This window comes from Infirmifilum sp. NZ (assembly GCF_022693705.1).
Lineage (GTDB): Archaea > Thermoproteota > Thermoprotei > Thermofilales > Thermofilaceae > Thermofilum.
In genome coordinates this window covers 1-11884 of the sequence record NZ_CP094288.1, presented here as the reverse complement: position 1 = coordinate 11884, position 11884 = coordinate 1, and the positions used below count along the sequence as shown (strand labels likewise).

17 protein-coding genes and 1 pseudogene are annotated in these 11884 nt (G+C 61.6%); 8 read left to right on the top strand and 10 right to left on the bottom strand.

Going from position 1 to position 11884, the window contains the following annotated elements:
- Positions 1-126 precede the first annotated feature (126 nt).
- Positions 127-834, bottom strand: a complete 708-nt coding sequence (locus tag MOV14_RS00090; RefSeq protein ID WP_318537188.1) for an HAD family hydrolase — start codon at positions 832-834, stop codon at positions 127-129.
- Positions 835-940: 106 nt separating this feature from the next.
- On the opposite strand from MOV14_RS00090, the gene MOV14_RS00085 reads away from it, so the two are divergent.
- Complete coding sequence (locus MOV14_RS00085; protein WP_318537187.1) at positions 941-1639, top strand: DUF4349 domain-containing protein; 699 nt, start codon at positions 941-943, stop codon at positions 1637-1639.
- Positions 1615-1797, top strand: coding sequence for a hypothetical protein (locus MOV14_RS00080; protein WP_318537186.1), 183 nt, complete (start codon positions 1615-1617; stop codon positions 1795-1797). Before MOV14_RS00085 ends, MOV14_RS00080 begins: the two co-directional genes overlap by 25 nt.
- Here MOV14_RS00080 and MOV14_RS00075 read toward each other — a convergent pair.
- Positions 1772-2308, bottom strand: coding sequence for a class I SAM-dependent methyltransferase (locus MOV14_RS00075; protein WP_318537185.1), 537 nt, complete (start codon positions 2306-2308; stop codon positions 1772-1774). The two genes, MOV14_RS00080 and MOV14_RS00075, sit on opposite strands and share 26 nt — an antisense overlap.
- A 160-nt stretch (positions 2309-2468) precedes the next feature.
- On the opposite strand from MOV14_RS00075, the gene MOV14_RS00070 reads away from it, so the two are divergent.
- Positions 2469-3746 (top strand): radical SAM protein, encoded by a 1278-nt coding sequence (locus tag MOV14_RS00070; protein WP_318537184.1) that lies wholly within the window; start codon positions 2469-2471, stop codon positions 3744-3746.
- On the opposite strand, the gene MOV14_RS00065 is transcribed toward MOV14_RS00070, so the two are convergent.
- The 3 genes from MOV14_RS00065 to MOV14_RS00055 are packed head-to-tail and all read right to left on the bottom strand — an operon-like array spanning position 3743 to position 5785.
- Positions 3743-4132, bottom strand: a complete 390-nt coding sequence (locus MOV14_RS00065; protein ID WP_318537183.1) for a CopG family ribbon-helix-helix protein — start codon at positions 4130-4132, stop codon at positions 3743-3745. The two genes, MOV14_RS00070 and MOV14_RS00065, sit on opposite strands and share 4 nt — an antisense overlap.
- Before the next feature lie 48 nt (positions 4133-4180).
- Positions 4181-4645 carry an aminoacyl-tRNA deacylase gene (locus tag MOV14_RS00060; RefSeq protein ID WP_318537182.1) on the bottom strand — a complete coding sequence of 155 codons (465 nt, stop codon included), beginning with the start codon at positions 4643-4645 and terminating at the stop codon, positions 4181-4183.
- A 6-nt stretch (positions 4646-4651) separates the two neighbouring features.
- Complete coding sequence (locus MOV14_RS00055; protein WP_318537181.1) at positions 4652-5785, bottom strand: tyrosine--tRNA ligase; 1134 nt, start codon at positions 5783-5785, stop codon at positions 4652-4654.
- Between the two features lie 150 nt (positions 5786-5935).
- Between MOV14_RS00055 and MOV14_RS00050 the strand changes: the two genes are divergently transcribed.
- The 4 genes from MOV14_RS00050 to MOV14_RS00035 all read left to right on the top strand — a co-directional run bounded on the left by MOV14_RS00050 (position 5936) and on the right by MOV14_RS00035 (position 8855).
- Positions 5936-6724: a metalloprotease family protein gene (locus MOV14_RS00050; RefSeq protein WP_318537180.1), complete on the top strand. Its 789-nt coding sequence runs from the start codon at positions 5936-5938 to the stop codon at positions 6722-6724.
- A 338-nt stretch (positions 6725-7062) separates the two neighbouring features.
- Positions 7063-7251 (top strand): hypothetical protein, encoded by a 189-nt coding sequence (locus MOV14_RS00045; RefSeq protein WP_318537179.1) that lies wholly within the window; start codon positions 7063-7065, stop codon positions 7249-7251.
- 90 nt (positions 7252-7341) lie between these two features.
- Entirely contained in the window at positions 7342-7734 is a 393-nt protein-coding gene (locus tag MOV14_RS00040; protein ID WP_318537178.1) for a hypothetical protein, read from the top strand.
- Between the two features lie 470 nt (positions 7735-8204).
- Positions 8205-8855, top strand: coding sequence for a hypothetical protein (locus MOV14_RS00035; RefSeq protein ID WP_318537177.1), 651 nt, complete (start codon positions 8205-8207; stop codon positions 8853-8855).
- A gap of 164 nt (positions 8856-9019) precedes the next feature.
- Here the strand turns inward: MOV14_RS00035 and MOV14_RS00030 are convergent, their stop codons facing one another.
- The 5 genes from MOV14_RS00030 to MOV14_RS00010 form a co-directional block, all read right to left on the bottom strand.
- On the bottom strand, positions 9020-9427 hold the full coding sequence (locus MOV14_RS00030) for a nucleotidyltransferase domain-containing protein (RefSeq protein ID WP_318537176.1): 408 nt from the start codon (positions 9425-9427) through the stop codon (positions 9020-9022).
- A gap of 82 nt (positions 9428-9509) precedes the next feature.
- Complete coding sequence (locus tag MOV14_RS00025; protein WP_318537175.1) at positions 9510-9740, bottom strand: hypothetical protein; 231 nt, start codon at positions 9738-9740, stop codon at positions 9510-9512.
- Positions 9741-9938: 198 nt separating this feature from the next.
- Positions 9939-10352: a HEPN domain-containing protein gene (locus MOV14_RS00020; RefSeq protein ID WP_318537174.1), complete on the bottom strand. Its 414-nt coding sequence runs from the start codon at positions 10350-10352 to the stop codon at positions 9939-9941.
- A 108-nt stretch (positions 10353-10460) separates the two neighbouring features.
- Positions 10461-10898 carry a PaREP1 family protein gene (locus MOV14_RS00015; RefSeq protein ID WP_318537173.1) on the bottom strand — a complete coding sequence of 146 codons (438 nt, stop codon included), beginning with the start codon at positions 10896-10898 and terminating at the stop codon, positions 10461-10463.
- Positions 10899-11001: 103 nt separating this feature from the next.
- Positions 11002-11154: a hypothetical protein gene (locus MOV14_RS00010; protein ID WP_318537172.1), complete on the bottom strand. Its 153-nt coding sequence runs from the start codon at positions 11152-11154 to the stop codon at positions 11002-11004.
- Between the two features lie 114 nt (positions 11155-11268).
- Between MOV14_RS00010 and MOV14_RS00005 the strand changes: the two are divergent.
- Positions 11269-11478 (top strand): annotated as a pseudogene (locus MOV14_RS00005) (ankyrin repeat domain-containing protein); the annotation flags it as partial.
- Positions 11479-11884 lie beyond the last annotated feature (406 nt).

Genomic DNA, 11884 nt, shown 5'->3' with positions numbered 1-11884 from the left:
TCTAGGGTGAGCGGCAAGGACTCCACACCCACGCACCTTCATGACACGAGGCCACGCCCTCGAGGCAGGGGCGGGACTCCGTACCCCTACAGGTTCGTTGCGGAGAGCTGGGATTCGGGGGCTTGATCACGCTTGAAGCAACGCGGCCACAGCACTGGGGACTTCACCGAGAGAGCCCACAACCGCGACCCTGAGCCTCGCGTCCAACAGCGCTTTCTCGCGCCCCCAGTCGAGCAGCACTGCGCCCATCCCGGCGTTGAGTGCTCCCGCTAAGTCCTCCTGGGGGCTGTCGCCCACGTGGACGGCCTCTGAGGGGCTTGCCCCCAGGGCCTGGAGCACCTCCTGGAAGGGCTTCACGCTGGGCTTCAGCGTCCCCACCTCGTCGGCGTAGACCTGGACTCTGAAGAACCTGCCTAGCCCCGCCTTGTCCAGTAGGACCCTGGTGAGGTAGCCTGGCCAGAAGATCACGTTGCTCGTGACGGCTAGCGCGTAGCCTTGCGACGACAGCTCCTGGAGGGCCTCGGCGGCGCCGTCGAGGGGTAGCGCGCGGGCGTCGACCGCGTTGACGGCCCGGGCGACAGCCCAGTAGAGCTCGTACTTCGAGGCGATGCCCAGAGCCTCGAGGAAGATTTCGGTGGAGCTCTGAACCACCCTAGACTCGTTGACCAGGCCGGCCCGCCTGGCGGACTTCACGGCGGAGTAGGCCCTCTTTACGCGGTTGAAGACCTCGCCTGGGTCGCGGCCTGTCGCCTCGGCGAGGGCCTCTGCGACGGCCCTGTAGAACACGTCGATGCTCATCAGGGTGGACCAGACGTCGAAGCTTACGGCCTTCACGCATCTAGAATGGTGTTTCCTGGATTTAACTTTGAATTACTAACGTAGCATAGGTACGTAGCCGAGCTACCGAATCGTTATTAACGGCGATCCGGCTCTGAACCGCGTGAGACGCCGAGTACTGGTCGCTTCAGCCTTGTTGGCCGCTTTTCTCCTTGCGGCGACGCTATACCTCCTCCTAGCCCCTAACCCGGCGACTACGGTTTCCCAGCAGGCCTCAACGCTACCTCTTAAAGAGGCGGCGCAGCAAACAACCGTTAAACCTGCGGCTCCCAGCGCCCCAGCTTCAACCCCGTCGGTTTCGCAGAGGAACATAACCTACTCGGCGGAGGTCGAGGTCTCAGTGGAGAACGTGTCGCTGGCTGTCACCAGGGCCAAATCGCTGGCCGGGGAGACGGGAGGGTACGTCGCCTCGGTGCAGCTCGAGGCTAGCGGCGGTGGAAGCGCCACTGTGACCCTTAAGGTGCCGGCCTCGAACTACCGGAGGGCGCTCGACGCGCTCTCAGGGCTAGGTAGGGTCGACAGGGTGGTGGAGAGGGCCTTGGACGTGACGGACCAGTGGGTAGACCTCTCCGCCAGGCTGAGGAACCTTAGGGCCGAGGAGGAGAGGCTGCTCCAGCTTCTCGACAAGGCGTCAAGCGTATCCAATGTACTCCAGGTTGAGGACAGGCTCTCGTACGTGCGGTACCAGATCGAGTTCTATGACGCGCAGTTGCGGAACCTGGAGCGCAGCGTGGTTTACGCGACCATAACGGTCACGTTTAAGCCCTCCTCGAACCTGTGGAGTGGCCCGCGCTGGACGTAGTGGGGGCTGTGCGGAGCGGTGTGGCTTTCGCTGTGCTAGTGGTATCCCTTATCATCGCCGGGCTGATAGGGCTACTTCCCCTAGCGGTGCTCGCCGCGGCCGTGTACCTCGCTTACCGAGCCCTGGTGAAGGCTAGGGCTTCGCGCCGACGGCTATGAAGTAGTCCTTGTAGACCCTGAGGTCCTCGAGCTTGAGGTACTCCGGCAGAAGCCGCTTGAGCTTGGCGAGAGCCTCCCTGTGCTCCGAAGGCGGGTGCGGGGAGAGCCTTGAGCCGGGTGTCCAGTCCACGATCACGGCTACTCCGCCTCGGGCTAGGACGCGAGCACAGCCCTCCACGAACGCCTCCGCGTCGGCGAGGTGGTGCAGCATGGCGACCGTCGCCAGGAGCTTAACGGATTCGCCGCGAAGGGGGAGCTTGTGGGCGTCGGCGCACATCAGGTCTACCGCTCCCCGCTCGTACGCGTGATGGGTGACGGCCCTCGCCCTCTGGAGCGTGGAGCAGTCCACGTCGATCGTCAAGACGCTGGCTTTACTCCCCGAGGCTTCGACCAGCGCTCGCAGGCTCTCCCCCAGGCCTGTGCCCACGTCGACTACGACGGCTGGTTTAAGCTCCTCGATGTACGTGGAGTACAGCTCACGCAGCTCGTCCCGGAGCAGCCTTACAGGCATTGTCCACGAAACGCCCCGCGGTTTAAAAGCTTAGAGGGGGCTAGGCCGCACCAGACGCAGACGAGCAGAGACGGGTATGAGGTGACCTGGGAGCCCGAGCCGCGGATTCCCCGCATACGGAGGGGATACGCATATATTCGGCTTCGGGGGAGTGGTAGCAATGAGCTTTCCGGAAGTCCTGCAGGTCGAGCCCACGAACACCTGTAACCTTTCCTGCGTCATGTGCGTCAGGAGGACCTGGCGCCAGGCGTCGTTCGGGCACATGAGCTTCGAGCTATTCCGAAAGGTTGTGGACGAGGCCGCCGGGCGGGTCAGGAGGCTGGCCCTCTACGGCTTCGGCGAGCCCCTAAACCACCCCAGGTTCATCGACCTCCTGGCCTACGCCAGGGAGAAAATGGGGGACGGCGTGTTCATCCACTTCGTCACGAACGGCACGCTGATGGACGGCTCCGCAGCCAGGCGGGTCTTCGAGGCCGGGGCCGACCAGGTCGCGTTCAGCGTCGACGCTCCCGACCTCGAGCCTTTAAGCGAGATACGCGTCGGCGCCCAGCGCTACGACGTCCTGGGTAACCTCAGGGAGGCGGCGAGAGCCAAGGAGGAGTACGCGGCCAGGGTCGGGGTAGCCGTGGTGCTGATGAGGCGCAACTACAGGATGCTACCGGAGATCGTGAGGCGCGCGGGGGAGCTAAACCTGGACTTCATCGTCGTATCCCACATGGTGCCGTACCATCCGGCCCTCGCCTGTGAGACTGTCTACAGCACCGCGAGCAGAGAGGCGGTAGAGTTCTTCAAGGAGACGGGCGGGAGGCTGGACAGCCTGGCGCGGGAGGCGATATACGACAGCCTGCTGGCCCACTACACGTACTCAAGCTCGGGGAAGCAGAAGCTGTACCTCCAGCTTGTCGAGAAGATCGCGGCTAGGGGCTACAGCGTGAACGCGGACATCGCGCGGGACACGCTACAGCGCGAGCAGCTGCTCCGGGAGGTTGAGGAGTACATAGAGGAGGCCAGGGAGGTTGCGAGGGCCTACGGCCTAGAGGCAAAGCTACCCAGCGTCTACGCGGACTCGCTCAGGCGGAGCTGCCCCTACATAGACGAGAACGCGATGATGATACTCTGGGACGGCAACGTCGCGCCTTGCATGGATCTCGCCTACGAGCACCCCCTCTACACGAACCTTCACGAGAAGAACGTGAGAGCTGTGCGCTTCGGCAGCGTCGCGTCCCAGAGCATCGAGGAGGTGTGGAACAGCCCCAGGTACGTGCAGTTCCGCAAGGTGAGGAAGAACCTCCCCGCGGGGGTGCCCTGGTGCGCGGACTGCCCCTTCGCGACGAGGAAGTGCTGGTTCATCGACAGCAACGAGTACGACTGCTACGGCAACGAGGTGGGGTGCAGCGAATGCGTTTACAGCGCCGGCTTAGCTCATTGCATAATCTAGACTTTCACCAGGCTGTGCTGGACTGTGATGACGCCGCTCACCTTTCTCAGCCTGGAAGCCAGCTCCTTGATCTCAGCCCCCTTTCCCTGAACCGCGATGACCTCGACGCACTTCTCCTCTGTTAAGTGGACGTGGATGCTCCCCCTAACTAGGTCCGTGTAGTCGTGCTGCGCGTCCACCACACCGTAGACCGTCTCCCCCCTCGAGTGGTCGTAGACGACCACGAGGCCCCCAGCGTAAACCGCGTCGTCCTCAAGGGTCTGGTTGTAGAGGAGCATGACCGCGTCTCCCACGAGCCTGGACCTGTTCGCGATCCGCGTCTTAGCCTCGAGCTCCTCGAGGGCCTTGTAGACCTCATCGGGGAGTGTGACAGACACTCTTCTCATACGGACACGCCTCCACAACACTATACTACAACATTTTGGTTATAATGCTCACTGCTTCTTGGGGACATCCATCACCTTAAAGCCTGGCCCTGCTATCATCCTGAAGTCCAGGAGCAGGAGGTGCCTCTCGTCCCCGCCCCCGCACCAGTACTCGCCTCCAGCGATCTCCAGGTCCAGGATAACTGGAAGCTCCCTGAGGTGCCCGAGGGGAGGGACGCCTCCCGGAGGGTAGCCGGTGCTCTCCGCAACCTCCTCGGTCCTCGCGAGCCTCAGCCTCCTGTAGCCTAGCAGCTTAGCGAGCCTAGCCTGATCCACCCTTCGGTCTGCCCGCACGACGACCAAGACGGTTTCGCCACTGTCCGAGATGAAGACAACCGTTTTGGCTATCTGGGACTTCTCGACGCCTAGGCTCCTCGACGCGTCGTCCGAGGTCGCCGCCTCACCGACCTCCACGAGCCTGTAGGGGATCCCCCGGGACCTGAGGAACTCCTCGAGGTGGCTGGGGCCGAGCAAGGGGGTTCACCTGGTGATCCTTATCTCCCGGAGGTCCTCGAGGAAGTTCCTGCCCGGCCCCTCCGTGAAGTGCTTCCGGGCGGGCTCCAGGATCCGGGCGAGCTCCTCCGCGACGGCCGCCTTGAGGTCGAGGGGATGGACCTTCCGCGCCCTGAACTTCTCCTCGAGCTCACGGTAGCTGCTGAACACGAGCCTCTCGCCCGTCTTCTTGTTGATGACCTCGAAGGGCTCGCTCCTGTTCCTGAAGATTATGTAGCGCGCGATCTCCAGGACGGGGTTGAGCTCGACCTCGCCCGCGGGGCAGAAGGCTTGCATGATCTTCCTCCTAACCTCCTCCTCCGAGTCGTGTATGAAGATCGCCGTCTCCGGCTTGGACTTGGACATCTTCACGTCGGCTAGGATGCCGGTGAACTCCTCCTTGTTGCCCGAGCTCTTCGCCTCCACGAGCCTCTTCCAGGCCTCCTGATCCAGGCTGAGCCCCGGGAGGAGGTGGTGGTGGAGCGCCACGGGCTTGTACCCGAAAGCCTTCTCACCGATGTCTATCGCTATCACGTGGGCCTTCCTCTGATCCATCCCCCCGTGCGCCACGTTCACCCCGAGGGAGAAGATGTCGGCGACCTGCATCGGCACGTAGAGCAGCTGGGCGAAGCTGAGGGCCTCAGCCTCCTTCCGCCCCAGGATGGTTATTGACCTCCTGACCCTTGACAGCGTCGTCTCCATGGACACCTTCACGACGCTCGTGAAGTAGTCGAGGCCGAGCTTCTCGTAAACCTCGCTGCCCATCAGGAAGCGCGTCCTGTCCGGGTCGCCCCCGGCGATCCTCAGGGAAACCCTGAGGGCCTCCTTGAAGTAGCCGCCGGCGACACGCCTGATCGTCGACAGGTCGCCTCCCAGCTTCTTGTTGATCCAGCTGTGGTAGTCCGCCAGGAAGACCTGCGTCTCCACGCCAGCCCGCTGAAGGTCGGCGACCTTCTGCATTGAGATCAGGCCCGTCCCTAGGTGGACGAGGCCCGAGACCTCGAAGCCGATGTAGTGGACAAGCCTCTCACCCCGCTCAGCCAGCTCGCGGAGCCTCTCGGGCGTGAGGAGCTCCTCCGTCGGCTCTCTCAAGGCCATCTCAACCAAGAGATCAGCGTCCAAGCAGGACCCCTGCCGTAGATTAGGAGCCATGCTTATTTGATTTGTGCCCTACGTCTCTCGGATCTCAGCCGCCTCAGGCCTTAGATCTTGCAAGCAGCATCAGGGGCAAAGCTTTTTATTTAACAAACTGGGCTGAGCCTCGAGCAAGCCATGGACAACGGGTATGCCTTCACGTTCGACGCGCTCCGCCACAAGCGCGAGCTCACATCCCACTTCTTCGCCCTCTCCTTCCTGTGGGGGGCTGTCGCGGGCTCCATAACGCTGAACGGTGCAAGCTTAGCGTGGATGGCCGCGGGACTCCTGCTGGGCGGGCTCCTACACGAGCTCGCTCACGTCGCAGCGCTGTGGCTCATGGGAGTGCGTGGGATCGAGCTCGGGCTCATTAGGTCGAAGTGGATCGTCGGCATCTACGTGAAGAGCCCCGCCGAGCTTGATTTCGCGCGCGTGGCGGTAACGGTTCTGGCCCCGCTCGCGCTGACTCCCCTGTGGGCGGTTGCGGCGGGGGCGTCTGAGGGGGCTTTGAGGGACGTGTTCTGGTTCGCCGGGTTCTGGAACACCGCGGGTCTGTGCGGGGACCTTCTCCTCCTGCTCGCGGCCGCCTCCGTGAGGGAGGCGCGCGTAGCCGACAGGGGCCACGCCATCGAAGTGCGCGGGTGCTGCCCGAGGCATCAGCCTTTGCTCCTCGCCGTCTTCATAGACTACACGGTCTGGTCCTTCCTGGCTGTAGCCGTTGCCTTGGTGGTGGCGGCGCCGGTGCTGGGTAGCCTAGATGTCGGGCCGCTCACCCTCGTGAAACTAAACGCTGAGTGGAAAGGGGGTGTGATGCAGAGCGCATCGGTGGAGTTCGGGCCGGGTGCTGTTCTGCTGGCCCTTGCCGCGTCCCTTGCCCTCACCGCGTTAAACTGGAAAAGGAAGGTTCTAGCGATGATGCGCGCCTGAGCCCCACGCACATGTGCCCCGCTTTACCCTGATGCGCCGTTTGAGTGAAACCCCAGGCTGTCGCTACACATAGACATCAACCTATGCCGAAAACATCTGAGCCAATGCTCATCGGCCGTTTTTTCGCAAGCAGTAGGGTAGCAATGTGCAGGGAGGAAATACCTCCAGCTCCTAGCATTTTCTCATCGTTCCAGGTTTGGGGGTGCTCTGCTACCTCACAGTCAGCTTTTCCCCACCCGTTGCGTGGAAGATCATTCAAGCCTAAACAGTTTTACCCTACATTGATCTTAGGGGGAAGAATTAAATTTTGCTAGAAGCAACATTCTTCGGACACATTAATGTCCAGCATCGAAGCCCGAGTAGCAGAGCTTGAGAGAAAATTAGCGATACTTGCGAAAGCAGTTGGTATTATGATAATGGAGTGTGAGGAGCTATCTGAGGACGAAGTTAAGGAGATAAAGTCTAGGTTAAATGACTTTCTTAAAGGACAAAAAGGGGCCTTCATGGATCTCGATGAAATTATTTAAAGTTATTGTCCATAGAAAAGTCTTCAAGGAGCTGAGCGGTCTAAGTCCAGAAACTATTATAAATGATCGAAGCTACCCACCGTTATAGGCATGGTACCCGTTAGGGGCTTAGACGAGGAGCTCTACAGGAGGGTCAAGGCCGTCGCGGCGCTGAGGGGGGTAAGGGTGGGGGACGTTTTCGAGGAAGCCCTCAGGCTGTGGCTGAGCATAAAGCCCGAAGTCCTCCGGGAGCTTGAGGACGTCGAGAGGGAGGCCGAGCTGAACAGGAGGGCCTTCGAGGGGGCGCGCGAAAGGCTGCTCGCGGAGCACAAGGGGCGCTACGCGGCCTTCGCCGGCGGGAGGCTACTCGGGGTGTTCGACAGCCTCGAGGAGGCGGCCGGGGCGGTGGAGACATCGGGCGCCAGGCACGGGGCAATCGAGCGGCTGATCCGCGAGGTGAAGGAAAGGAAGATGGAGCTGGGTTGGAGCCTGGTCGAGCTGTAGCTGAGGGCTCCTAAACAGGTTCACTGCGTTGCTCGACGCGCCCAAAGGTGTTGTAAGACTCGAAATTCCCGCGCGCTCACAGGAGTGGATGTACACGTGAAGATAGAGTTCACCTTCAAGCCACCCTAAGCTCCCGTTTTACACGCAAGCGATCCGGAATACCGAGAAGGTGCCTACGCGAATCATCCAAGGTGCGGAGCTTTTATAGAAACTCAATTTTCCTCTACTGAAGGATGGATATAACAGCGTTTGAGCCCCCGCCGCTTAAATGTACCTCCGTTTTCTCTCAGCAGAAGGAGCTGAGCGGGATTTCTAGGGTAGCATGTCACCGCTCTCGGTACAGCGTGTTTACCCTCCGGGAATCTGTATCAATTGAATTAGAGGGGCAGATAGGGGACTTTCCCTTTTTTAACCGGATTTAATGTTTCTTGGTTAGATATACCAACCAAATATTTATAAATGCAAACGAAATGGTCCTAGCGGTGAGGAAGATGTCGGATAAGGGTGCTACAGCTGGGCTGCTTACAATCGGCGAGGAAGTCTACCTGCGAGCCTTGACCGGGAACTTCATCGGCTCTGAGCTACTCAGGGGCGCCCGCAGGGTTGCGCTGGTGCCTCTGAACGACAGGATATGCCTCTCAATAGCCTCGGCCACCGCGGCCACCTACTGGGCGCTGAACGGGAGGAGGGAGAAGCTGGTGTCCGTCTTCGAGTACAACACCGCGAACCCGCGCGAGACCGCTTCCCGCGTGGCTTCCTGGGGCCCAGACACCGCCATGATCCTCTTCGGCGGCGAGAGCAGGATGTCCGACGTGAGCAGGTACACAATCGATTTCCTGAGGGCCCTGTCTGGGAGCGGCTTCAAGGGCAGGCTCGTGATCCACGTCAGGACGTGGCTCGCGACAAACAAGCTTCAGACAGTCCTGGCCGACGGGGAGCTGTGCAGGTACCTCGAGTCGCTACCCGAGGTGAGGGTCTTCACAGCCGACCTCGCGGCAAAGAAGTTCCTCTTCCACAGAGTCGCGGTCAAGGGCGGGCAGGCCTCGCTGGAGACCTTCGCGCAGGCCGAACTCACAGACGAGCACGTCCACCTCCTGAAGAACTCGCTACCCCCTCCCTAAGCCAACCTTCACCCGTGAAATTTTTTTCTCAAAGCCTTCAGGTTAGGGATCCTAAGAGCTGAGATGCTGGACCCCTGAGGGGCCCGTAGCTGAAGAGCTTCCATCAAGACTGGCACTCAACTGAGGGGTAAAAGGGAGCCTCCCGCAGCAGGCCCTTAGCTTTGCTAGCCCTGCAGGCCGGCTCGGCGCCTCAGCTCTGGGAGCAAAGAGCCGTACACCTCCACGCCGTCGAGGCACTCCCTGTAGAACTGGTTCCCGCGCCTCACCGCCTCCACGAGCTCGTCGAGCCCCACCACAGTGATCTCCACATCTGTGGAGCCCACAGCCCTCAGGTGGAACCTGTCCTCGTCCCTGACGCGCTCGACCACCACTAGCAGGTCGACGTCGCTCACCCCCTTCACGAACCTCCTCCGCGCCAGGGAGCCGGCGACCACGACGGAGAGCGGCCTGAAGGCCTCCACCAGCTCGGCTATGGTGGCGCAGAGGCCCTCGAGGAGCTCCGGGTCCTCAACGACCCGGCTAAGCCTCCTTAGGACCTCGGCGCTATCCTTCAGCTTCTCATTGCTGTGCATGGGACTCAAAACCTCTCTGAGAATACAACCACCTGGAACACTATGAAAAATATTGTCTTTGTGAGGTAGGCTCTGAGCCTCGCTACCTCGCATAAAGCATGACGGTGGCGATGTGGCTACAAACCCTCGCCTTACGCACGTAGCCGTAGGCGCGGAAGAGGCAGTCGCACCCATATTTCCCTTTGCTTGTCCACACGTTGTACCAGTGGTAGGTGTCTCCCACCTCCGGCAACGCCTTCACCAGCCGGTGCCCGCTTTTAAGCCCTCTGCACCTTCCTGGGAGTTGCTCGAGCGGCTCACTTTCAGCGTTCACAGCGAAAGGGAGATAAACCCCTGCAGCACCGCCTCTAACGGGTAGGGCAGTTGGCCGCTGAGGCGTGGCGGCCGCTGGACGCCCCTCCCCGGAAGCCCCGAGAGGGGCAGGCCCACTGGGCGATGCGCCGCCCCCGTGGGGCAACCCCGAGGCCCGAAGAAAGATGGCGACGACTTTAAGGGGGGCCAGTGGGGGCAGTTAGGAGGAGCGACCCGGCTCAATCTCTCTCTTAACGAATTCGAGCACCCTGCCTGCACACTCGACAGCCTCCCTCGCGTCCTCCTCCGTGTAGTGCTTGTGCGGGGCCCCGAAGGGCCAAGCGTTGGGGTACCTGGTCGGCACGTAGTACCTGTCGAGCTTCTCCCCCACTGCGACGAGCTCATCGGGGACGCTCACCGCCGGCCTGAGCCTCCTGAGGAGCTCAGCCACGCTGTGGACGGTAACGTGCACCCCCAGCCTCTTGATCATGAGGGCCTTCACCGCCTTCTCAGCTGCCTGCTGGGCGAGGAAGCACGCCTTGCCGTACCTCCCCAGCCTCATCAGGTCAACCGCCGCCCCGTAGTCGTCGAGAGCCTCCTCCAGCCAGTCAACGTACCTCTCGTAGCTCGACACAGCACATACCCACCCGCTAACCCGGGGACGAGCTATAAAAACTCGCCCAGCTCCCCCGAAGCGAACCCGCAGGGAAAGCTGAAGGCCCGCCCCAGCGCAGGTAAAGCATCAGGTCGCGGCGCCCGCGAGCCTGGATACGAGGCCTGCAACGATCCTCACGTACTCGAAGCCCTTCTCGAACACCGGCCTGTGCTCCTGCTCCTCGTAGACAGCGCCATAGAACACGGCCCCATGCAACCTGTCCCGAACCCCGACGAACGCTGACGCCAGCTCCTCCGCCCTGCTACCCTCGAGGCCAGCTACCCGAAGGGCTCTCGCGACGAACGCCCTCCACGTCTCGCCCCTCTCGGGCGCTGCGCGGCCGAGGGCGAGCTCGGTAAGCGCGAGAGTGACACGACGCACCGAGGCCCATAGCTTCTCGGCGGCGTCGTGGGGGTCGCCCTTCCCGAGCAGCTCAAGCGCTCTGCTCAGGTAGGCCTCCGCGACTTCAAGGTGCTCACCCACATGTACCCGCTCGTTCGCAGCACCTCTTGAGCGGACGGCCATGCTACACCTGATGGAGAAAGCTCAGAAGGCGATATAAACGTGTTCCCAGGCGGTGAAACTCCGTTTAGAGTTTGCCAGCTTTTAAATGGAATTCTGCAAGTACTCAATAGGGACCAGCGCACTCGACGCCTGCGTTTACGGAGCTCCCAAGCACCTCGGGCTTGAACACGTAGATGTACTTGTGGCAGTGGCGCACCGCGAAGACCCCCTTGAAGTACGCTCCGTCGTAGTACCGCTCCCCGAGCCTCCAAAGCACACCGCCGAAGGAGCCTTTAAGTCCACGCCCCTATCTAGTTACTGAAAGCTTGAAGCTCTCAAACCGACACCATGTCCAAAAAATTCTTTTACAAGATATCAGCACTCCCAATCGATGAGCGAGCTCCACCAAGCGGCGACTAAGGGGGACTTGAAAAAGGTTAGAAAGCTCCTCGAGGAGGGGGCAGACGTCAACGCAAGGGACAATATCGGCTATACGCCGCTACACTACGCCGCTAGTTACGGCCACCTAGATGTTGCTAGGCTACTCGTAGAGAGTGGGGCAGACGTCGACGCGAGGGATAAGAAGGGGAGGACTCCCTTGGACCTCGCGAGGGAGAGGGGTCACTGGGGGGTTGTTGGGCTCCTCGAGGAGGGGGCTAGGCAGGTGCGCTCAGCCCGGCCGCAGGCCGTTGCGCGGCGGAGCCTCATTGCGTCGGTCGAGGCTCCCCGGCTGGCTGCTGGTGAGTGGGGCTCCCTGAAGGTGTCGCTCAGTGGCAGGGCTAGGCTTCTGCTCGAGGGTGAGGTGGAGTGGATCGACCCTGGCGAGGCTGAGGGAGTGGTAGAGGTGCCGGTGAGGCTGAAGAAAGCTGGAAGAGTGCCCGTAGCCGTGGTCGCGAGGTGGGAGAGTGGGGAGGAGAGGAGGGTAGTCTGGCTCGAGGCAGCAGAGCGGGCGGAGCGTTCTCCGCTCCGGGAGCAGGCGACGCTACGCGCCTGCCCTAGCTGCGGCG